This window comes from Cystobacter fuscus DSM 2262 (genome assembly GCF_000335475.2).
Classification (GTDB): Bacteria; Myxococcota; Myxococcia; order Myxococcales; family Myxococcaceae; genus Cystobacter; species Cystobacter fuscus.
In genome coordinates, this window is sequence record NZ_ANAH02000049.1 from 36,593 (window position 1) to 58,367 (window position 21,775).

The following is a 21,775-nucleotide window of genomic DNA, read 5'->3' on the forward strand; positions in this document are numbered from 1 at the left end:
GTGAGTCCCGCTGTTTTCCATTAGGCTGGTGCCACCCCATGACCGACCGCGTCCGCCCCTACCTCTTCTACGATACGGCGATCTCCATCTGCTCCACCTGCTACCAGCGCGTCGAGGGGAAGATCCTCTTCGCCGACGGCAAGGTGCTGCTGCAGAAGCGCTGCCCGCGCCATGGCTTCGAGCGGGTGCTGCTGGCGGACGACGTGGACTACTACAAGCGCTCCCGGGAGATCTTCATCAAGCCCCCCGAGCAGCCGCTGCGCTACAACACGCCCATCCGCTACGGGTGCCCGTACGACTGCGGCCTGTGTCCGGACCACGAGCAACACAGCTGCCTGACGCTGGTGGAGCTGACGGACCACTGCAACCTGCGCTGCCCCATCTGCTACGCCGAGAGTGGTCCGGAGCGGCAGACCCACCGCTCCTTCGAGAAGGTGGTGTCCATGTTGGACGCCGTGGTGGCCAACGAGGGCGAGCCGGACGTGGTGCAGCTCAGCGGCGGCGAGCCCACCCTGCACCCGGACTTCTTCCGCATCCTCGAGGAGGCGCGGGCCCGGCCCATCCGCCACCTGATGGTGAACACCAACGGCATCCGCATCGCCAAGGACGAGGCCTTCGCCGAGAAGCTGGCCACCTACCGCAAGGGATTGGAGGTCTACCTCCAGTTCGACTCCCTCGAGCGCGAGCCACTCATGGCCCTGCGCGGCGCGGATCTGCGCTCGGTGCGGCAACAGGCGCTCGAGCGCCTCAACGCGCTGGACGTGAGCACCACGCTGGTGGTGACGCTGAAGAAGGGGCTCAACGACGGGGAGATCGGCCGCATCCTCGACTTCGCGGTCCAGCAGCCCTGCGTGCGCGGCGTCACCTTCCAACCCGTGCAGGAGGCCGGTCGGCTCGAGGGGTATGATCCCGCGAGGGACCGTCTGACCCTGACGGAGGTGCGGCGGCGCATCCTCGAGCAGACGCGGCTGTTCTCGCCGGAGGATCTCATCCCCGTGCCCTGCCATCCGGACAGCCTGTGCATGGGCTACGCCCTCAAGCACGAGGGCCAGGTGGTGCCGCTCACCCGCTTCGTGCCCCCGGAGCTGCTGGTGGAGGGCGGCCGCAACACCATCGTCTACGAGAAGGACACGGACCTGCAGAAGCGGCTCTTCCAGCTCTTCTCCACCAACCACTCCCCCCAGTCCTCCTCGCGCAGCCTGTCGGATCTGCTGTGCTGTCTGCCCCAGGTCCAGGTGCCCGGGGAGCTCACCTACCGCAACGTCTTCCGGGTCCTCATCATGCAATTCATCGATGCCCAGGCCTTCGACCTGCGCAGCGTCAAGAAGAGCTGCGTGCACATCGCCCATCCGGACGGGCGCATCATCCCCTTCGACACCTACAACCTCTTCTACCGGGATGACTTGGAGCGCACGCGGCTGGCGCCCCTGCGCGAGGCCCTCACCGCGGCGGGCCTGGCATGAGCTCCCAAGGAGAGTCCAACCCCGGCCAGATCGTGCTGTGGACGCTGCTCGGCGTCGGCTACTACATCCTCATCGATGCGGCCTTCTGGGGCCTGTACTACGTGGTGGACAGCAACTTCCGGTCGATGATCCCACTGATGCTCGGCCTGTTCGTCGCGCCCGGGCTGGGTTACTTGATGGCCGTGCAGGGGGACGACCCCGTCGAGAAGCAAGACAAGCGCAAGGGCCTCCTCATCGCCCTGCCACTCTTCTATGGCCTGTTCTGTCTGGCGCCGATCGCCATCTGCGGCGGCATCCTCTTGAGTGGAAGCAAGTTGCATTGAGAAGGTTTCTCCTCGCATGACGCCCACCGAACGCCTCTACTTCGCCGACCCCTTCCTCTCCCACTTCACCGGGCGCGTGCTCGCCCATGGCACGTGGAGCGGCGCGCCCTCCGTGGTGCTCGATCGCACCGCCTTCTACCCCGAGGCCGGCGGCCAGATGGCCGACCGGGGAGTGCTCGGGGGCCATGCCGTGCGCGACGTGCAGGTGGATGACGCGGGCGTCGTCCATCACCTGCTGGAGCTGCCCGAGGGCGCCTCGCTCCCCGCCCCCGGCGCCGAGGTGTCCGGCGACATCGACCGCGCGCGCCGCCGCATCCACATGGCGCTGCACACCGGCCAGCACATGCTCTCCAGCGCGCTGGTGGAGGTGGCCGGGGCGCACACCGTGTCCGCGCGGCTGGGGGAAACGGTGTGCACCATCGACGTGGACCTGGAGGTGCTCGACGAGCGGCGCGTCGCCGAGGCCGAGGCCCGGGTCAACGCCCTCATCGACGAGGACGTGCCCATCCGCGCCTTCTTCCCCACGCCCGAGGAGCTCGCCGCCCTGCCCCTGCGCCGCGCCCCCAAGGTGACGGACAACATCCGCGTCATCCACATCCAGGGCTTCGACGCGTCGCCCTGCGGGGGCACGCACTGCACGCGCTCGGGGCAGGTGGGGATGGTGCGCGTGCTGGGCGTGGAGCGCTACAAGGGCAAGGGCCGCGTCCTCTTCTCCGCGGGCGGCCGGGCCCGGAGCGAGCTGTGGCAGGAGGCCGCCGCCCTGCGCGCGCTCGGCCGGAGCTTGTCCTGTGGCCCGCTCGACGTGTCCGGCTCCGTGGAGCGGCTGCGCCGGGATTTGACGGACGTGCGCGAGGCCCTGGGCGCGGCGCGCGCGAAGCTCGCCGAGCACACCGCCGCGGGACTCGCCGCGCAACTGGAGCGCTCCGCCGACGCGCGCGTGGTGGCGGTGCTCGAGGGGGCCTCACCCGAGGAGCTGCGGTCCGTGGCCGCGCGGCTCACCCAGCGTCCCGACGCCGTGGTGCTGCTCGCCAACCGGACCCCCGAGGGCCTGTCCGTGCTCATCACCCGGGGCAGCGGCGCCTCCTTCGGTTGTGGTGCCTTCCTCAAGCGCGCCGCCGAGGCCGCGGGGGGACGTGGAGGGGGCCGGCCCGAACATGCCGAGGGACGTCTGCCAGCGCACACCGACTGGCCCACCCTGGTGGCGACGTTACTCGCGTAGGCACCGCGTCACACGCCCGGTGTGGGCCGCCCGACGCGGGTGTTAACGGGGCCCTAGAATCCGGCGGGCCCCGTTCACTTCCTGGCGCTGGCCCGAAAGGGCAGCACGCCGCGGAGCCGCCGACCTGTCACCCTCGCGCGCATGGACCTCCTCACGGAGTCACACGGTGTCACGCCGTCCCCCCGGATCGAGCACCTCCTCGAGGCCGCCACGGATGGAGTGCTCGCGCTCGACACCGAAGGGCGCGCCCTGTACCTCAACGCCAGCGCCGAGCGCATCCTCGGCCGCGCTCGCGCCGAGTTGCTCGGGCACCCCTTGTGGTCATGGCTGCCGCGGCTGGAGGGCACGGAGTTCGGCCGGGCCTGCCAGCGCGCGCTCACACAGGGCCTGCCCTCCACGGTGGAGGAGTACTTCGCCCCCCTGGGCGCCTGGGTGCAGGCGCGGGTGTCCTCCTCCCCGGAGGGGGTGCTCGTCTTGCTGCGCGACGTGACCCCGCTCAACCAGGTGGAGGCGGAGTACGCGAGCCTGCACGCGCTCGTGGCGAGCGCCCCCGCGGTGGCCTTCGTGACGCGCGGGCCCGAGCACGTCTTCGTGCTCTCCAACGCGCGCCACCGCAAGCTCCAGGGGGGACGGGAGGTGCTGGGACAGACGGCGCGCGAGGCCCTGCGCGAGCCCCAGGGCCAGAGCCTGTTGGAGGTGTTGGATCGCGTGTACCGCACCGGCATCGCGCTCGTGCTGGAGCAGGTGCCACTGCCGGTGCAGAGCGACGAGGGCCCCTGGGAGGAGCGTCTCTTCCACCTCACCTGCCAGCCGCTGCGCGACCTGGCCGGGTGCGTGGAGGGCGTGACGGTGTTCGCCTTCGACGTGACGGAGTTGGTGCGCGCGCGCTGGCGGGCGGAGCGGCTGGCCGAGGAGTTGAGCCTGAGCGAGGTGCGCTTCCGCTCGCTCGTGATGGCCACCTCCACCCTGCTGTGGACGACGGACGCCACGGGCCACTTCCGCGAGGACTTCCCCACCTGGAGCGCCTTCACGGGGCAGGACTACGACAGGTGGCGCAATGGCTCCGGGTGGTGGGACGCCATCCATCCCGAGGACCGGGACCGGGCCACGGCGGCGTGGCAGCGCGCCTTCGCCACGCGGGGCCTGTTCGAGGCGGAGTACCGGCTGCGCCGCGCCGATGGCACCTACACGCCGGTGGTGTCGCGCGGCGTGCCCGTGCTGGAGCTGGACGGCTCGGTGCGCGAGTGGGTGGGCTCCATCACCGACATCACCGCGCAGCGCCGCGCGCGCCAGGCGCTCGAGCTGCTCACCGAGGCGAGCACCGCGCTGGCCTCCACGTGGGAGCTGCGCCCGGCCATGGAGCACCTCACCCACTGTCTGGTGCCCCGGCTCGCCGAGTGGTGTGGCGTCTTCCTTCACGACGAAGCGGGCCCGGGTGAGGGCCCTCGAACCGGCCCCGGAGAGCGCGTGGCCTTCAGCGACGTGGATCCGCGGCGCGCCCTGCGGCTGCGCCATGCGGGCCCGAGCGTCCATGCGCCGATGATGCAGGGGCCGTGGCCCCACGGGCGGGCGGAGTCCTTCCCCGCGCTCACCGAGCAGGCGCTCGCCGCGGAGCCGGACGAGGCCCGGCGGGAGCTGCTGCGGGCCTTCGTGGGCCTGCGGGGCATGGCCGTGCCCATCACCGTCAAGGGGCGGCACCGGGGCGTGCTGGTGCTCGCGGCGGGCGAGAGCTACCGGCCCTACGACGCCGACGATCTCCAGCTCGCCGGGGAGCTCGCGCATCGGGCCGCCACCATCCTGGAGCACGTGCGCCTCTTCGAGCTGGCGCGCCAGGCGCGCGACCGGGCCGAGGAGGCCAACCGCGCCAAGGACGAGTTCCTCGCCACCGTCAGCCACGAGTTGCGCACGCCGCTCACCGCCATCCTCGGGTGGACGAACATCCTGCGCACCACGCCGCTGCCGCCGGACAAACAGGAGCGCGCCCTGGAGACGGTGGAGCGCAGTGCGCGCGCCCAGGCGCAGATCGTGGATGATCTGCTGGACATCTCCCGCATCGTCGCCGGACGGATGCGCCTGGAGTTGCAGCCGGTGGACCCGGGCGCCGTGGTGGAGGCGGTGCTCGACGTGGTGCGTCCAGCCGCGGCCGCGCGCGACATCCACCTGGAGCCCCTGCTGGAGCCGGACGTGGGCCTCGTGCGGGGAGATGCCCAGCGGCTGCAACAGGTGGCGTGGAACCTGTTCACCAACGCCATCAAGTTCACCCCGCCCGGAGGCCGGGTGACGGTGCGGCTGCGGCGCGTGGAGTCCTTCGTGGAGCTGGAGGTGCGCGACTCCGGCCAGGGCATCTCCCCCACCTTCCTCCCCCACCTCTTCGAGCGCTTCCAGCAGGCCGACGGCAGCACCACCCGCCGCTACGGCGGGCTGGGCCTGGGGTTGTCCATCGTGCGCCACCTGGTGGAGTTGCAGGGCGGCACCGTCCAGGCCCACAGCGAGGGCGAGGGCCAGGGCGCCTGCTTCACCGTCAGGCTGCCCGCTCGCCCACTCAAGGTGGATTGAGTCCAGTCAGCGTGCTCACCACATACACCCCCCCTTGATGTCACGTCGCGCCAGGAATTCCAGACTCGCGCGGATGTCTGACATTCTTTTCCCAGAAGTTGTTAATTCAAAATCCCCTCCGGGCATCCGTGTTGGATTTCTCCTGCCCGAGGGGAGGGGCGGCTTCTTTTCAACGCTTCATCTGTGTATCATCGGCCTCCGCCGTGAACGCGGAAGGTCCAGGAGTTCCCGTCCCGACTGGACTCGGGTGGACGCTTCGCTTCGTGGCGTTCCACGCAGCTCCGGTCCAGGTGCTCACGGATGGGCACCCGCCGGCCCTCTCCTCGATGCAGTCACGTAGTCCGGTGGAGTGAAACCCATGTCCATGCCGTGGCCTCGCTGGCCCCTGCTCCTCGCCTCGTTGGTGGCGGGGCCTTCCCTGGCGGCGGGCGGAAGACTCGCCTCCGTCTCCCCAACCACCCTGCTCCAGTTGCGCGCCCGTGAACCCTCGCGCGCGGCGGAGTCGCTCTCGCTGTTGAAGGCCCAGAGCGGACAGCTCGGTCTGAGCGGGCGGGATGAGTTCCGCATGTCGAGCGTCCAGACGGACAGCTTCGGCCTCACGCATACCCGCTTCCAGCAGTTGCACGAGGGCATTCCGGTATGGGGCGCCGTGGCCATCACCCACCTGGATCCCTCCGGCCGCGGCCTGACGGTGACGAAGGAAGGCGTGCGCCCGCATATCCGCGTGAGCACGCGTCCCGTGGTGGACGCGGCGAGCGCGGCGGCCCTGGCCCTGCTCGAGGTGCGCCCGCTCGGTCTGCCCACGAAGCAGCCTGGCACCCAGCTCGTCATCTATCCCGAGGTGAAGCGCGTGGGTCCTCCGGTCGGCAAGCGCCGCCTGCGGCTCAACGCGGAGGACATCCAGGAGGAGGTGGTGGGCTACCGCCTCGCCTGGCACGTGCACACCGTGCTGGACAACACCCAGGACGGTGTCAAGCAGACGGACTTCCTGCTCGATGCCCGCACGGGTAGGGTCCTCAAGCGGTGGAACTCGCTGCAGACGGCGTCCGCGGTGGGAACGGGCCGCTCGCAATACAGCGGCGACGTGAAGCTCGACGTCTTCCAGAAAGCGGACGGCAGCTACGAGCTGCGTGACACGACGCGCACCTATGGCGAGGGCCTGCGCACGTACGACGTCAATCACGCCGACATCTACAACGGCGAGAAGCCGTCACCCGTGCTGTACCAGGACAAGGACAACCTCTGGGGTGACGGGCAGAACTTCGATCCGAGCGCCGACACCCTGAGCGAGAACGGCCAGACGGCGGCCGTGGACGCGCACTTTGGCCTGCAGGCCACGTGGGACTACTACCAGAAGATCCACAACCGCTTCGGCATCGACAACGCGGGCACGCCGACCTTCAACTACGTGCACGTCGGCGCGGGCATGGACAATGCCTTCTGGGACGGCGACTGCTTCTGCATGAACTACGGCGACGGCACCTATCCGGAACCGTATGGCTTCAAGTCCGTGGTGTCGCTCGACGTCGCGGGCCACGAGCTGAGCCACGGCGTCATGTCCCAGACCGCCGCGCTCATCTACTCGGGGGAGCCCGGCGGACTGAACGAGGCCAACTCCGACATCTTCGGCACCATGACGGAGTTCTGGGTCCGCGGCGGCCAGGGCGACACCATTGGTGACACGGGCGGCGACTGGACCATCGGCGAGCAGCTCAGCGACTCCCCGTTGCGTTATATGTACAAGCCGAGCCTGGACGGCGCCAGCGAGGACGCCTGGTCTCCTGGCCTCGACGCCATCGACGTCCACTACAGCAGTGGCCCGATGAACCGCGCCTTCTTCTTCCTGTCCCAGGGCGCGCAATCGGCGGCGACGCCGAATGACTACTCGAGCCGGTACCTGCCCGACGGCATGACGGGCATCGGCAACGACAAGGCGGCGGCCATCTGGTACCGCGCCATCACCGCCTACCTGACCCCCGCCAGCAACTACGTGGCGGCCCGCACGGCCTCGCTCCGGGCGGCGGCGGATCTCCACGGCAGCGGCTCCCAGGAGTATCGCGCCGTGCAGAACGCCTTCGCCGCCATCAACGTGGGCTACAGCGCGAGCACCTATGACGATCTCACGCCGCCCACGGCGACCCTGAGCCTGGCGGGCAGCGCGCCCATGCTGCGCTTCAACGCGGTGGCCGCGGACAACATCGGCGTGACGCGCGTGGAGTTCTATGTCGACGGCGTCCTCACGAGCAGCGACGACACGCAGCCCTTCGCGCTCAGGCTCGACACCACCCAGGTGGACCCTGGCACGCACCAGGTGGTGGCCAGGGCCATCGATCTGGCCGGCAACGCGGGCGCTTCGGCTCCCATCGGCTTCACCGTGACCCAGAGCTTCTCGCAGCTCCTGCACGATCCTGGCTTCGAGAAGGGCGGAGAGGACTGGGTCCAGGAGCCGGCGGACAGCGACTATCCCATCATCGTCTATTCCTCCACCCGGGCCCATACGGGCTATGGCTACGCCGTCTTCAACGGCTACGGCTCGAGCGCCGTGGACCGCATCTCCCAGCAGGTCACCCTCCCCGCCGATACCCAGACGGCCGCGTTGACCTTCTATCTCACCGTCCTCACCGATGACCTCGGCACCCAGGCCCAGGACACCCTGGCGGTGCAGGTGCGTGACACCCAGGGCAACCTGCTCGAGCAGCCCGCGAGCTGGTCCAACGTCGACTCGACGCTCGGCTGGGTGCAGGTGAGTCTCGATCTGACCCGGTTCGCGGGCCAGACGGTGCAGTTGCACTTCGTGGGCACCGAGAACGACGATGGTTTCGCCAGCCTGTTCCAGCTCGATGACCTCGCGCTGCGGGTCCTCACCCGCCCCGACACCGAGACGCCGTTCGTGAGGGCCGGCGTCGCGACCGACCCGGAGAGCGGCCGGGTGGCCTTGCTGGGACACGTGTGGGACAACGGCTTCGTCAATGCCGTCGAGCTGTTCGTGGATGGCGCGTCGCAGGGCTCCGTGTCCACGACGTTCGCGAAGACCCTGAGCGCCGGCGCGCTGGGAGATGGCCTCCACGCGCTCGTGGTCAAGACCACGGACGCGGCGGGCAACACGAGCACGTCCGATCACTATCCGTTCTACGTCGAGCGCGCCCGCGGGCAGGTGGTGCAGAACCCCGACTTCGAACTCTATGACCCCGATAAGAATCATGCCGAAGGGTGGACCCTCGAGACGCCGTACCCCGAGAGCAACGGCGTCCTCGAGAACTTCCTCCTGGCGTATTCAGGATGGAACCTCGTCCTGTTCGGCCACGACGATGGCCCCAACACGTCGACCCTGAGGCAGACCGTCACCCTCCCCGCGGACACCGAGTCGGCCGTCTACAGCTTCTGGCTGTGGGTGGAGAGCACCGCCTTCTCCGACAACGTGGCCCATCACACGTTCACCGCGAAGGTCCGCGACGTCAACGGCAACGACTTGAAGACGCTGGAGGTCATCTCGAACCTGGACGGCACCCCCTACTACGCCGAGCACCGTTATGACTTGAGCGAGTTCAAGGGGCAGACGATCCAGCTCTTCTTCGAGTCCAACCTGGAGGAGCCCCCCGAGGATCCGATCAACGGCTACACGTATTTCGTGCTCGATGACGTCTACCTGGAGGTGTCGAGCACTCCAGACATCCAGGCCCCCTCGCTCGACGCGCGCGTGCGTGGCGACTCCGGTACGCGGGTCCAGCTCTCCGCCAACGTGAGCGACAACACGTGGACGGCGAAGCTCGAGTTCTTCGTGGATGGCACCCCGGTGGCCACCTTCACCGACCCCAACGGCGAGTACACGAGTCCGTTCGACACGTCCGCGCTCACCAACGGGCAGCACGAGTTCATGGCCAAGGCCACGGATCGGGCGGGCAACGGGACGTCGGTCAAGGTGCCCTTCACCGTGAACGTGGTGAACGACACGACGCCCCCGACCGTCAGCGCGGCCGTGGAGGGCGAGCACGAGACGACGGTGTTCACGGCCTCCGCCACCGACGACACGGGTGTCACGGTCGTGGAGTTCTACGTGGATGGCGTCTTCCAGGGCCGCGTCCAGGAGGCGCCGTACCGGCTGCCCTTCAGCACCCTGCCCCTGGCGCCCGGCGAGCACACCCTCAAGGCGGTGGCCTTGGATGCCTACGGCAACTCCGCCTCGGCCACGGCTCCCTTCACGCGCGCCGGCCCGCTGCTGTCCTCCACGCGGCTCTTCGTGCCAGTGGACGGCACGTACGACCTGAGCTCCCTGCTGACCCAGGGAGCGAACCCGCTGCTGCTCTGGAACGTGCAGGAGGGCCGCATCTGCGGAACCGTCTCCTCGACGGGCGTCTACACGGCGCCGGCCGCGCCCGGCCTCTGCCACGTGCTCATCACCCACAAGCAGGACGCCCGCTCGAGCGCCCGGGTGGACGTGCGCGTCTACACCGCGGATCTCAACGGGGATCGTGTCGTGGACGGTGAGGACCTGGCACGCCTCGCCCAGAGCTGGGGCACCCGCGCTTCCTCCACGACGACCGCGGACCTCGATGCGAGTGGCTCCGTGGACGACTCCGACGTCACCCTCTTCCTCAGCCAGTTCGGACGCTAACCCATGAAAACGTTGACCAGGCTCATTGTTCCGCTGCTGCTCGGAGCGCTCGCCGCGTGCGGTGACAAGCCCACGCCCGGCACGGGGCCCGTGACCGTCTCGCCCAAGAGCATCACCGTGAAGGCCGGGGAGTCCACGACCTTCACCGCCTCCGTCGAGGGCACCCAGGAGCCGAGGATCCTCTGGAGCGTGGAGGGCGAGTCCTCGGGCACCATCACCAGCACGGGCGTCTACACCGCGCCCGCCCAGGCCGGCACCTACACGGTGGTGGCCACCAACGCGCTGGACACCACGAAGAAGGACACGGCCGAGGTCACCGTCGCCCCGGTCATCCACGTCACCCTCACGCCGACGTCCGCCACGGTGCTCACCGGCGGCAGTGTCACCTTCACCGCCGAGGTGACGGGGGCCCCGGACACCTCGGTCACCTGGTCCATCCAGGAGGGCGACGCGGGCGGCACCATCACCCGCACGGGCGTCTACACCGCGCCCGCGCAGGGCGGCACCTTCACCGTGGTGGCCACCAGCGTGGCGGATCCCACGAAGAAGGCCGAGGCCCGGGTGACGGTGAGCGCGATCATCGTCGAGGTGTCTCCCGGAACGGCGACGAGCGCACCGGGCGGCACCACGACGTTCACCGCGACCGTCAAGGGCCACACCACCCAGGCGGTGTCCTGGAGCGTGGAGGGCGACGCGGGCGGCACCATCACCAGCACGGGCGTCTACACCGCGCCCTCGCGTCCGGGCACCTTCACCGTGGTGGCCACGAGCGTGGCGGACCCCACGAAGAAGGGCACCGCCACCGTCACCGTGCCGGCCGCCCAGGCCGGTGGCTACACCAACCCTCCGGGCACGGACGGCTGGCGGCTGGTGAAGAACACGAGCGCCTCCTCGGGCAACCACCTCGTGCTGGATCTGCTCGGCCCCACGCGCCAGTCCGGCCGCGGCGTGGCCCTGACGCTCTCCGTGGACGCGGCCCGGGCGGACTGGGCCCGGGTGTCCTCGTCGGACACCGAGTACGTCACCAACGGGTTGTTCTCGCTCGGTGACGAGCCGCGGCTGCTCAAGGGCGCCGCCAAGGACGGCACGCTGCGGGTGGGCGTGTTCCAGAAGGGCACGAGCGGCCCGGCCACCCAGTACACCGGCGCGCTGGTGTCGGTGGCGGTGGACGTGAAGCTCGATCCCTCGCTGCCCGCCGGCACGCGCATCCCCCTGTCCGTCGTCAAGGCCCAGGCCCTGACGGCGACGGGTGACTTGCGCGACATCGACGTCGCCGTGGGCGTGCTCGCCACCGAGTAGTCCCGGGCACCCGGCTGTCGCGACGGCGGTCCTCCCCACCCGGGAGGGCCGCCGTCGTCGTTTCCGGCCCACGTGAGCCCCGGTGGCACGAAGGGCCTGCTACGGGTAGCGCCGCTGGTACTCCTCGCGCAGCCGGGCCAGGTAGCTCGCGGCCTCGGCAGTGCCCTCCTCGGGCGCCCAGGGAGCGAAGGTCTTGTCGTTGGCGGGTGCATAGGGCCCGTTCTTCACCTCGAAGAGCACCGTGTCCGGCGCGAGGGCCACGAGCCCGTGGAAGATGCCCGCGGCCAGGTCCACCCCGAACCGCTCGCCCCCGGCCTCCAATGACAGACAATCGCGCACGCGGCCATCCTCCTCGAAGGTGAAGAAGGCCAGCGCGCCGCGCAGCACCACCCAGGCCTCGGCCTTCGGTGGCTCCAGGTGCCGGTGCGGCCGCACGTAGCTGTCTGGCTGGATGACATTGAACATCCGGTGCAGCGGCTCATCCTCCTGCTTGTGCAAGGGGAGGATGATGCGTCGCCGGGGGCTCGTCCGGGAGGACTCGGTGACGTCCTCGACCAGGGAGCGAGTGAGGACCACCAGCTCACCCGCGGGCGCATCCAGGGCACGTCGATAGGAAGAACTCATGACTCCGAGCGGAGCACAGGAGCATGGCGAGCGTCCAGGACGCGCGGGCGAGCCAGCTCCAGTGCCCCGCGGGAGCTCTGCCCGGCTCAGTCGAGGCGAAAGCCGGTGGGCGCGCGCGGCTCCTGGCGGCGGTACATGTCGAGGTAGAGCGTCACCGGCTTCTCCAGGCCCTCGTACGTCACCTCGTACATGTCGAGCAGGCCGCCGCCAAAAGGCAGGGAGGAATCCTTGAAGCCGCAGCAACTGCCGAGCCGCTCGAAGCTCAGCGGCTGCCCCTCGGGACCACGCAGGTACCTCAGGAACTCATGCTCGCCCGAGGGCCCTCCGCCGACCTTGATGGGATCCTCCGGCGTGTAGCCATAGCCCGAAGGCGCCGGCGTCTCCCCTGGGGCGGCGGGTGTCCGCGCAACGGCTTCGATCACGGGAGCACCCGCCTCCACGCCCCCCTCTCCCTGGCGCATCGTGGCGGACGAGCTGGCACAACCGGAGGACAGCATCCACAAGACACTGCAGCGGAACGCGGCGCGAATCATGAGCATCCCCCCATCCTAACTGTCTGACACATGTCAGACGGCGGCGTCGCGCAGCCAGGTGGCGCCCGTGGGGGTGACCGCGGGTCCACGAGGCCCCCTCGCGGCTGGCCGGACTACGGCAACAGGACCTTCGCGGGGGCGCATTCGCCCGAGGTCACCTGGTCATTGCCCCTCTGCCGGGGACCGCCGCCCCAACCCCAGACGGTGCCATCCGTGAGGAAGGCGTGGGCATACCTGTCGCCGATGCTCACCCCCGCCACGCCCGTCAGGCCGAGCGCGGCCGGGACCCTGCCGTAGTTCACCTCCGCGCTCTGGCAGGTCGCATGGGAGGACAGGTCACCCCAGGTCCAGGCCTTGCCCTGGGTGCGATCCAACGCCACCGCATGGCTCGGGCCCGCGAAGAGGGAGATGGACCCCGACGCCCACTGATAGGTCCGCGTGGGCGTCCTGTAATAGCTGGTGGTGTCCCCCAGGGGTCCAACTCCCCAGCCCCACAGCTCCCGGGTGCCGCGAATCGCCAGGGAGAAGGCATGGCCCGCGGCAATGGACGTCACGCCCGACAGGCCCGGAAGCTTCCTGGGGACGGGACTCGAGTCGATCGAGTCATCTCCGAGGCACCCCATCACATTGGTACCCCAGACCCACACCGTGCCGTCGCTCTTGAGCGCCAGGGAGTGCGACCGTCCCGCGGCGACGGCGGTCACCTGGGTGAGGCCCGCCACCTGCACGGGGAGGGTCCGGCTGACGCCCGTGCCATCGCCGAGCTGACGGTCGCCGTTCTCGCCCCAGGCCCACACCGTGCCGTCGCTCTTGAGCGCGAGGACGTGATGGATGCCCATGGCCAGCGCCGTCACGCCCGTCAAGCCAGGCACCTGGGCGGGCGTCTTGCTGGGGGTGGTGCCTCCGTTGCCCTGGAGACCATAGTCACTGCTCCCCCACGTCCACACGGTCCCATCCGTGCGCAGCGCCAGGGACGTCCCGTTTATCGCATGGACGGACTTGACGCCGGGCAGAAGCGGACCCTGCACGGGAAGGGTGCTGCCGAACTGCCCGACCGCATCTCCCAACTGAGAGTAGTAGTTGTCGCCCCAGCCCCAGAGCGTCCCGTCCGCGCGCAGGGCGAGTGAATAGTCGAAGCCCGCCGCGACACTGGTGGCCTTCGCGCCGCTCACGTAGGGCGCGGCCGCCATGAAGACCAGATCATCGCGATCATCGTAGGGCCCGGTGGTGCAGGGACTCGCGACTCCGCCCCGGCGCAGCGCCGCGCGGATGGCCTGCACCCCGGAGCCCGTGGGGACGGTGTAGGAAGCCGTGAGGATCTGCTCCCAGCCAGTCCCCGTCACCGGCAGCGAGGTGATCAGGGTCCACGAGGGCTGGGTCACGTTCGTGGTGGAGTAGAGGTCCAGGAAGTTGTTCTGCGCAATCCGGGGCAGCGAGACCGTCACCTCGATGTTCGCCGTCCGGCCCTGGGTCAACGGCTTCTGGTCCTGGGAGGAGATCCGCACCCGGTCCACCCACTCGCCGTCCGAGTAGGTGCCCTGGTTTCCATCCACGCACGTTCCGCCCAGGGTGCTGGGTGCGTAATGCTCGACGGCGACTGTCCCGCGCCCCCACAACTCCGGGCCCGAATCACATTCCGGGGCCAGGTCGTGGCACCTGACGGTCTTGAGCGTGGAATCCAGCATCGCGTGGACAGGCGCCTGGGAGACGCCCAGGGAGCCGGGTGGCTCCCCCGCTCCCTGACTCATGGACTCCGGCGCGCCACAGGCCACCTGGAGGATACCGCCCAGCAGCCCGGCCCACTTCCACTTCCGACTTCCCTTCGAACTCGAACGCATCTTCCCTCTGCCTTGAATGGCGCACAAACGGAACAAACCGTTTTCACCGTGAGCGCCGGAACCGACGAAGGGAGCGATTCGAAATTCAAACGTCTATACACAAACGCGCCACCAGGTCTTCTCGAGCGACTGGAGACGGCGAATGCTGAACGAAGTGAGGGTTGGAGACGTGTGCACGTCGAAGCTCCAGAGAGGTGGATGGAGCCGGCGGCTCCCAGTTCCCCTTATAACGGCAGAAGGCCGCGGGCTGTTCCCAGCGCGCGCCCGGAGGCCACGGCCCGAGCGTCACTACCGGCACGCTGAAACGGAAGAGCTCTGCCCAGGCCGCCATGTCTCACTCCTCGCGCTCGACGAGCACGTTGTCCACGCGCCCCGCGCGCCTGACGCGCGCCGGCACCGGGCCGTCCTCCTGCTGGCCGAGCCTCATCTTGGGCAGTCGCGTGCCCTGGGGCGAGGAGCAGGCATCGGAGCGGCGTCCAGGTGGGATGGGGCCCCTCTCGAGGATGAAGGCCGAAGCCGAGGGGCTGGTCGCCCAGGCCGCGACGCGGCACCGAGGTCCGAGAGTGCCGCGCTCCATCTGGGTTGCCGCTGGTGGCCGTGGTACTCGTCTCCGCCGCCGGGCAACGGCTGAGCTGGCACGAGAGCGCAGCGCGACACCTGCGCGCGTTGCGCCAGCACCCACGTGCCGCCGTCCGTACCGCGGCCTACGCCACCGTCACCGCGAGCGAGTAGGCCCTCCACGTCCTGCGACACGGGGGGCTGCATCACCAGTCAGGGCGTCTACACCGCGCCCTCGCGTCCGGGCACCTTCACCTACGTCCCAAGCTCACCAATAGGTCCAGTAGAACGTCCGCTTGTACTCCTCGAAGTCGGACACGTAGATGGCGCCGCAGACCAGCAGGCGGATCCCGGTGAAGAACCGAGAGCCACCGAGCACCACGCCTCCGATCGTGATCAATCCCGCCTTGTTCGCGGTCTGCGCCGCGATCTCCTCCGCCGAGCCTGGCTCCACGGGCAGTTCGGTTCCGAAGTCGATCAGGACCTGACCGAGCAAGGCGATGGCGTTCTCGGCGGCGAGCGAGCCCATCAGATAGGGATGTCCCCCTATCGCGGCCCGGTAGATGAGCAACCCGAAGAGGCCAACCGTGTTCACCACGAGTTGGAGGACCACCTTGACGCCGGTGATGACCGCGGAGATCTCCTTGCGGCCCGTCAGTGCCTTGAAGGACACGACGGCGGCATCGAACAGCAGGTCCGCCACGGAGAAGCCCCACATCAACCAATTGCCGATCCGCTCAAGGGGGGGTCCCTCGGAAGGTGGCGCGAAGTAGGTATTCAGGGGGAACGCGAAGAGGGCGGTGAGCGTCCGGCCCAGCAACTCGAAGAGTTGCATGCCCGCCTCGAGCGTCGTCGGCAACTGGGCCGGGTCCGCGAGTACGCTGTAGCGCGAGCGGATGACGTTCGACAGGTCGGTGAGTCCCGTGAGGATGAAGCCGGCGACCCCCGCCCCCCAGAAGCCGAAATGGAGCCGGAAGTTGTCACTCGCCTCGTCCGCATTCGCCAGCGCATGCGCCGGCTCGTCCACCAGCGGCGTCTTGCCCGTCAATGCGCGACCGAGCACCGATACGGCCACCGCGGGACCGATCAGGAAGGCGGTGCCAAGGGTGAACTTCCTGCCAGGCATCAGCACCTTCTCGAAGAGCGGACACAGCAGGGGAACCGCGAAGCGGGTCTCGAGCAGCACCCGCTGCATGGTGGCGAGCAACTCATCCAGCACCACCAGCAGGGCGTCCGCGATCGCCTGGCCACCGGACAGCACCAGCTCCACCAGCCCTCCGCCGAGCACATCAATGACGTAGCCGAGGGTCAGCTTCCCCTCCTGGGCCGCCTGCTTCAGGCGCCCGATGGCGTGCTCCACGGTGTCCTTCCACTCCTTGCCGAGCGGAACCAGGCTCTCCTCCGCGACGCGCTGGAGCGTGCGGAACACCCCATCCATCAACTCCAGGGCGGGCTTGAAGATGGCGAGCGCATCCGTCGAGTCCCCCGGAAGCAGTTGGGAGGTGCCCCAGGTCATCACCGGGTTCCTTGTCAACGTGGCCGCTGGCGAGTTCGCGTGCTCACGCTCCTGCTGATGCGCCTTGTCCTTCATGGACTGCAGGCCTATCCCCCGCTGTTCGTCCGAGAGCTTCTCCAGCTCCCGCCACTTGTCCCGGAGCCCGCCGAAGAACGTGTCCACCTCGCCCTTGGCTTTTCCGAGGCCCTCGCGCATCTGCTGGAGCGTCTGGCGGGTGTGCTTCTCCAGCGCGTCGTAGACCTCGCGGATGGCGGTGGGATCGAAGACGGCGCCCAGCCAATGCACCACGTCCTCGATGCTGAACCCGAGCACGGATTTCATCACCGCATCGAGTGCGTGCAGCGCGTGCTTCGCGGTCTTCACGAGGAGGTTCACCACCCCGTCCACCGTCTCGATGAGGACCTTGAGACCCTCGGCGAACGGCTCGATGAACGCCCAGACCACCTTGCCGAGGAAGCTCTCCTTGATGGACTGGATGAGGTTGCCGAACCAGTCACTGAGGAAATGGAGGGGACCGTTGGCGGCCTGGCGGCGGTGCGTGGCGTCGATGGCCTCCTGCCCGTGAAGCATCCGCACCGTGCCCCCCGTGAGATCGAGGGCGAGCGCCTGCCGCTGGGCGTGCATGGCGCGCAGGCGCCCGGGAGCCACGTGCCGCCGCCCGGGAGTCGTCAGGTAGATGCCATGTTCCGCCAGCGGTTGAACCTGCTGGTTGGTGGCGAGCCCCCGGAAGGCCAGCGCATCCGCATGCTGTCCCAGTGTCCGCAGGAGCGAGGCGGCGTGCTGGGCGCCTTCCTGGGAGGCGAAGCGTCCCTTGAGCAGCGGCTGGCCGTCGCGGTCCTTGAGCCCCTGGAGCGTGGCGGCGTCCGCCTGCGCCAGCTTCCGCGTGACGTGCGCGGTGGGATCCAAGGTGAGCTTCTGGGCCGTCCCGTCGATGGCGAGGGTCACGCGCGGGGTGGAGACCCCGTTGACACGCACACTCAGGGAGAGCACCCCCTTGGCATCCGTCTTCAGGCTCACCTCTTCGCCGGGCCGGAGGAAGCGGACGTGCCCGTTGATGTCGAGCTGCGCGCCATCCTCGGCGGACACCCGCACGTCGCGCGACTCGACGGGCGAGCCATCCGGATGGCGGAGCGCCACACGAGTGAGGTAGCGGTGCGTCTCGTGGCACGTGCCATCGTCCGGCAAGGTGACGCGGTCCTGTTGCCAGAGGGTGGACTCGCTCTGCCAGAAGTAGCCGTGGTCGCGCGCGTCCTCGGCGGCGGCGAAGAAGTGCTGCACGAGCGGGCCGCGCTCGCGGGCCGCCGCGATGGCCTCCACCCCCCGCCGCACCACGGTGAGGCCGTTCCACGCCTTGCCATCGTGCGCGGTGTGCCACAGCTCCTTCTCGCTGGTGCGAGCATAGAGGGCGGGCAGACCCTGCTCGTCCTGGGCCGTCACCAGGTGGGTGATGGTGGCTCCGGCGCGCATCACCTGGGTGCCACGCGGCCCCCCCTGGGTGGCGAACCAGGCCTGGTTGGCCGCCTCCCCCTGCTCCTGCGCGGAGAGCAGGTGCACGCCCTGGTCGGAGCCGATGAAGAGGCTGCTCAGCCCCGTGTCCTCGGTGCCCACCGCCAGGCACGCGGGCACGGTGCCCGTGGGGATGACCCGGGTGAGGGGCACCTCCCCCTCCTCGTCGATGAAGGAGACGAACGCCAGACCCGTCCCCTGGCCGTGCTCGTAGAGCACATAGGCTCCGTCACCGATGTCGCTCGTGCCCAGCTTGCAGTCGAGCACGCGCGACCAATCGTGCGGCACACGGAAGGGCAGCACCCGCGGCTTCTCGCGCGTGGAGAGCAGCATCCGGTGCATCTGGCCCAGCGAGCCCTTCGCCGAACTCGCCACGAAGAGCTCCGGACCGTCCTCGTGCCCGTTGCCCAGCTCCAGGAAGTGCACGGGTTGCGCCGTGGGTGGCTCCACGGCGAACCACTGCGAGTCCGAGCCATCCCCCTCCAGGTTCGGCGTCCAGTAGAGGAGCGGCGCGCCCCCATTGAGCGCCGCCGGACGCAGGGCGAGGACGGCGGCGCGGCCCTCGGCGTGCCACTTGACCGCGAAGGCGTCCACCGTCACGGGTCCGTTGGCGGCCGCGAGCGCCTGTTTCGGCACCACGTCCTGGCGCAGCCAGCCGCTGCGCGACTTCGCATCGCGCCGGGTGGCATGGAGCTGACCGCTCGTCCCGATGGAGAAGAGCGTCGGCTCTCCGTCCAGGTCCGGCACCAGCATCATGCGCTTGGTGAGGTCCACCACCATCCCGCTCTCGAAGGCCTTGGTGAGCTGGGAGCAGACGTCGACTTCGAAGGCGCCCCCCGAGTCGTTGCTCCGCGCGAGCCTCGACAAACGGAAGGTGGTTCCACTGTTCAGGTTTCCTCTCATGACCGCTGTCCTTCCAGATTGGACGGTCTCTCGACCGTGTAGTCGAACATCACCTCGACCAGCAGGTTGAGCTGGTCGTCGAACCGGAGATTGCTGAAAGAGAAGTTGGCGTTGCCGGGCGGAACGAACTCGAACGGCGCGAAGGACGTCACGCTCGACGTCTCCATGCTGTCGGCCATGAACCGGGCCAGATTCTCAATCTGCGCGCGGGTGGCGGCGATCTTCTCCGCCAGCTTGGGCAGATAACGCAGCGACAACAGCATCTCGATCCAACCCTTCTCGTCGATATGCCGCGGATCGAAGGGTTGACCGTTCCAGTTGGTGCCCGAGATCTGGAACGTCCGCTTGTCGGCCACCGCGCGCCAGGATCTGGCGTTCTGCGGGGGCGTCTCGAAGCGGACCACGCCCGTGTAGTCACTGCGCACCTCGCAGGTGAGCACGTAGGGCTCCTTGCCGCCGATGTCCTGCGACACGCGCAGGCTTGCCACCTTCGTCCAGGAGAAATCGAAGGAGCGGCGATCCTGGCGCAGGCAGAGCGTGTACTTCCCGCCGAAGATGGGGTGTCCCTCGAGCGAACTCGCCGTCACGGTGGGGGTGCACGCGAAGACCAGGGACTCGCCGGTGTGGGAGAGCTGTGCGTCCGTCCTGATGGAGAATGCCGGCTTGAGCTGGTTGAGGAAGGCATTGAGCGCGGCCTCGCGCCCGAGGACGAGAACGCCATCCACTTGAGAGCCCACCGGCCAGGGCTTCTGGAAGGGCGCTGGCACGTCATGGGTGGGGACCGGCCGGCCCTGGGTCGTCATGAGCCAGCTGAGCACACGCACCGGCTCGCGCCGCTGAGGGATGGGCTGCTCGTGGGTGGCGAAGGTGACGCCGGTGGGGTGAACGGTGGGCTCCAGCCCCGGCTTGGGCCTGGCCGGCATCACGCAGAGGAGCGTTGCGTCGAGGTTGTCGCGGCGCAGCTCGATCCACCGGCGCAGGTGCTCGCGCATCGCCGCCTGCGCCTCCTTTGGCAGCCGAGGGCCGGAGATGAGCACCGACTCCTCATCGAGGAGATTGACGTTCTCCAGATCCAGGTACAGACAGCGATAGTCCAGGTAGCGCTCGCCCAGCACCTCGAGCTGTGCCTTCAGCTCGGGTGGCACCTGGCCGCCGGCCTTCTGGATACGCTGGGCGAGATCCGAGATGGCGAGCTGGGAGGTGAACGTCACCACCCAGTCCTTCACCACCACCTCCACCGGCTTCTGCTCCCCAGGATAGGTGAACGTCCCGGAGCCCAACTTGAGCGAGACATCCACCCGGGTGCCCTTCTGGGGCGTCCACCCGGGGCAGAGCCGCACCCAAGGGGCGAGGAGCTTCACGTCCAGGACCGAGGCCCCACCTGGACCTTCGCTCTTCGCTGTCCAGGACGCCGGAAGCTTTCCCCGGGCCTGCAAGTAACCCATTGCTCTATTCAGGCAGTCTTCCCGGATGCTCAAGACCAGGTCCACGCCGCCCAAGGGGCTGGCGCTTCCTGAGACGAGCGCGTGTTTCTCTTCGAGGGGGTTCATGCGAGTCGATCCGTTTCCATGACGGGAAACGCGACTCAGCAAGGCATGTACCAATCGCCCGATTTCGAGCAGTCCCGAGGGACTGGACACTCGAGAACCCCCACTGGGCGTGCATGTCCCGACGTGGCTGCGTCCTCACGGAACGCGGCTGCGTCCCAGCGGGAAATCCTGGCCCCTCGTGCAACATCCTGAGCGCCACCGGGCAGCCCGGCCTCGCGGTCAGCCGGCTGGGCTCCCAGGAGAACGCGGCCCACCTGCGCAGCCTCTCGAGTGGGTCAAGAAGGCGCCCTTCACCTTGGAGCTGCCCTACAGCCCGGCCCAGAAGTCGGCGTGAGGACCGTCGGGTCCTCCCACGGATGTGTCTTGGATTGAGTCCACCCCCCCCCGCGAGGCCCTCAGACCGCGGCGTCGCGCAGCCAGGTGGCACCCGTGGGGGTGACCAGCAGGAGCTCCTCGAACTTGACGGCGTGGTCGCCGAAGGCCAGGTGCGGCTCGACGGCCCACAGGCCGGTCATATCGCCCTGATGGTGTCGCGTCAGGACCTGGCCAGAGGCGCCTCGGGCGAAGAATTCGAGCAGGGTCTGGGCGCCGCGATGGGCCAGGGCTCGCGCGAGCGGACTGGCGGCCACGTGGTGGACCCGGTGGCCGAGAAACGAATACGAGGAGGTCTCGTGAATGCCCGAGAGCGAATGGGCCGTGAGCTCTTGATGCACGCGCTGCCAGAGGCGATCCGCGCGGTGTCCCGAGGCGGCCACCCACCCAGGGATGTCGCGGTAGAGCCGATCCAGGACCGCACGTGCCTCCACGTAGCCGGGGACGGTGCCCCACTGGCCCGCGTAGCTGAAATCGCAGGCGTAGCCATCGAGGACGGGCGCGAAGTCGAAGATGTAGACGTCGTTCTCGGCCAGCGTCTGTTCCGTGGCACGCAGGTCGAGCCGTGTCGTGAAGTGCCGGAAGCGCGTGCGCGGACCGAACCACACGAAGGGGCGATGGAAGTAGTGCTCGACGCCGTGGGACGCGAGCCAGTCGCGCATCCAGGCCGCCAGCTCGCGCTCGGTGATGCCGGTGCGCAGCTGCTTCTCCGTCTCCTGGGCGCAGCGGGTGGCCAGACGCTGGGCCGCGGCGAACCCCCTGAGCTCTTCCGGCATGGGAACGCGCGCCAGCGGTGGCGTGAGGCGGCTCCAGCCGGGCCAGTAGTCGACGTGCGAGAACAGCCGTCCAATCGTGGGGCCAAGTGCCATGGCGGGAGAGAGTAGCGCGGGGGGCGAGGAGCTG

At 69.0% G+C, this 21,775-nt stretch carries 14 protein-coding genes; 7 read left to right on the forward strand and 7 right to left on the reverse strand.

Translation table 11 applies throughout. The annotated features are described in order from the left end of the window. The first annotated feature begins 38 nt into the window (after window positions 1–38). From D187_RS37070 to D187_RS58375, 6 genes are all read left to right on the forward strand, one after another. Window positions 39–1,463, forward strand: coding sequence for a radical SAM protein (locus tag D187_RS37070; RefSeq protein WP_002627088.1), 1,425 nt, complete (start codon window positions 39–41; stop codon window positions 1,461–1,463). Further along, window positions 1,460–1,786 (forward strand): hypothetical protein, encoded by a 327-nt coding sequence (locus tag D187_RS37075; protein ID WP_002627087.1) that lies wholly within the window; start codon window positions 1,460–1,462, stop codon window positions 1,784–1,786. The genes D187_RS37070 and D187_RS37075 overlap by 4 nt, the downstream gene beginning before the upstream one ends. A gap of 16 nt (window positions 1,787–1,802) precedes the next feature. Continuing rightward, complete coding sequence (locus D187_RS37080; protein WP_002627086.1) at window positions 1,803–3,005, forward strand: alanyl-tRNA editing protein; 1,203 nt, start codon at window positions 1,803–1,805, stop codon at window positions 3,003–3,005. A 141-nt stretch (window positions 3,006–3,146) separates the two neighbouring features. Beyond that, on the forward strand, window positions 3,147–5,561 hold the full coding sequence (locus tag D187_RS37085) for a sensor histidine kinase (protein WP_002627085.1): 2,415 nt from the start codon (window positions 3,147–3,149) through the stop codon (window positions 5,559–5,561). 358 nt (window positions 5,562–5,919) lie between these two features. After that, window positions 5,920–10,173 (forward strand): M4 family metallopeptidase, encoded by a 4,254-nt coding sequence (locus D187_RS37090; protein ID WP_002627084.1) that lies wholly within the window; start codon window positions 5,920–5,922, stop codon window positions 10,171–10,173. A gap of 3 nt (window positions 10,174–10,176) precedes the next feature. After that, on the forward strand, window positions 10,177–11,472 hold the full coding sequence (locus D187_RS58375; RefSeq protein ID WP_002627083.1) for an immunoglobulin domain-containing protein: 1,296 nt from the start codon (window positions 10,177–10,179) through the stop codon (window positions 11,470–11,472). Between the two features lie 99 nt (window positions 11,473–11,571). Here the strand turns inward: D187_RS58375 and D187_RS37100 are convergent, their stop codons facing one another. The 4 genes from D187_RS37100 to D187_RS37115 form a co-directional block, all read right to left on the reverse strand. Further along, window positions 11,572–12,096, reverse strand: a complete 525-nt coding sequence (locus D187_RS37100) for a WbuC family cupin fold metalloprotein (protein ID WP_002627082.1) — start codon at window positions 12,094–12,096, stop codon at window positions 11,572–11,574. An 86-nt stretch (window positions 12,097–12,182) separates the two neighbouring features. Continuing rightward, window positions 12,183–12,635: a hypothetical protein gene (locus tag D187_RS37105; protein ID WP_002627081.1), complete on the reverse strand. Its 453-nt coding sequence runs from the start codon at window positions 12,633–12,635 to the stop codon at window positions 12,183–12,185. 107 nt (window positions 12,636–12,742) lie between these two features. After that, window positions 12,743–14,467 (reverse strand): RCC1 domain-containing protein, encoded by a 1,725-nt coding sequence (locus tag D187_RS50950; protein ID WP_051256709.1) that lies wholly within the window; start codon window positions 14,465–14,467, stop codon window positions 12,743–12,745. Window positions 14,468–14,801: 334 nt separating this feature from the next. Further along, on the reverse strand, window positions 14,802–15,044 hold the full coding sequence (locus tag D187_RS37115; RefSeq protein WP_002627079.1) for a hypothetical protein: 243 nt from the start codon (window positions 15,042–15,044) through the stop codon (window positions 14,802–14,804). A 14-nt stretch (window positions 15,045–15,058) separates the two neighbouring features. On the opposite strand from D187_RS37115, the gene D187_RS55830 reads away from it, so the two are divergent. After that, the gene (locus D187_RS55830) at window positions 15,059–15,199 is read left to right on the forward strand and encodes a hypothetical protein (RefSeq protein ID WP_155893865.1); all 141 of its coding nucleotides are present in this window, start codon (window positions 15,059–15,061) and stop codon (window positions 15,197–15,199) included. A 94-nt stretch (window positions 15,200–15,293) separates the two neighbouring features. Here the strand turns inward: D187_RS55830 and D187_RS37120 are convergent, their stop codons facing one another. From D187_RS37120 to D187_RS37130, 3 genes are all read right to left on the reverse strand, one after another. Then, window positions 15,294–18,950 carry a hypothetical protein gene (locus D187_RS37120; RefSeq protein ID WP_002627077.1) on the reverse strand — a complete coding sequence of 1,219 codons (3,657 nt, stop codon included), beginning with the start codon at window positions 18,948–18,950 and terminating at the stop codon, window positions 15,294–15,296. Beyond that, window positions 18,947–20,311 (reverse strand): hypothetical protein, encoded by a 1,365-nt coding sequence (locus tag D187_RS37125; RefSeq protein WP_155893866.1) that lies wholly within the window; start codon window positions 20,309–20,311, stop codon window positions 18,947–18,949. Before D187_RS37125 ends, D187_RS37120 begins: the two co-directional genes overlap by 4 nt. Before the next feature lie 584 nt (window positions 20,312–20,895). Next, window positions 20,896–21,741 carry a M24 family metallopeptidase gene (locus D187_RS37130; protein WP_043433491.1) on the reverse strand — a complete coding sequence of 282 codons (846 nt, stop codon included), beginning with the start codon at window positions 21,739–21,741 and terminating at the stop codon, window positions 20,896–20,898. Between the last annotated feature and the right edge of the window lie 34 nt (window positions 21,742–21,775).

Bases quoted from the DNA above. Each gene is read 5' to 3' on its own strand.
- D187_RS50950 (WP_051256709.1), bottom strand. From the start codon at position 14,467: ATGCGTTCGAGTTCGAAGGGAAGTCGGAAGTGGAAGTGGGCCGGGCTG.
- D187_RS37075 (WP_002627087.1), top strand. From the start codon at position 1,460: ATGAGCTCCCAAGGAGAGTCCAACCCCGGCCAGATCGTGCTGTGGACG.
- D187_RS37090 (WP_002627084.1), top strand. From the start codon at position 5,920: ATGTCCATGCCGTGGCCTCGCTGGCCCCTGCTCCTCGCCTCGTTGGTG.
- D187_RS37105 (WP_002627081.1), bottom strand. From the start codon at position 12,635: ATGCTCATGATTCGCGCCGCGTTCCGCTGCAGTGTCTTGTGGATGCTG.
- D187_RS37100 (WP_002627082.1), bottom strand. From the start codon at position 12,096: ATGAGTTCTTCCTATCGACGTGCCCTGGATGCGCCCGCGGGTGAGCTG.
- D187_RS37130 (WP_043433491.1), bottom strand. From the start codon at position 21,741: ATGGCACTTGGCCCCACGATTGGACGGCTGTTCTCGCACGTCGACTAC.
- D187_RS37070 (WP_002627088.1), top strand. From the start codon at position 39: ATGACCGACCGCGTCCGCCCCTACCTCTTCTACGATACGGCGATCTCC.
- D187_RS37115 (WP_002627079.1), bottom strand. From the start codon at position 15,044: ATGGAGCGCGGCACTCTCGGACCTCGGTGCCGCGTCGCGGCCTGGGCG.
- D187_RS37080 (WP_002627086.1), top strand. From the start codon at position 1,803: ATGACGCCCACCGAACGCCTCTACTTCGCCGACCCCTTCCTCTCCCAC.
- D187_RS37085 (WP_002627085.1), top strand. From the start codon at position 3,147: ATGGACCTCCTCACGGAGTCACACGGTGTCACGCCGTCCCCCCGGATC.
- D187_RS37120 (WP_002627077.1), bottom strand. From the start codon at position 18,950: ATGAGAGGAAACCTGAACAGTGGAACCACCTTCCGTTTGTCGAGGCTC.
- D187_RS58375 (WP_002627083.1), top strand. From the start codon at position 10,177: ATGAAAACGTTGACCAGGCTCATTGTTCCGCTGCTGCTCGGAGCGCTC.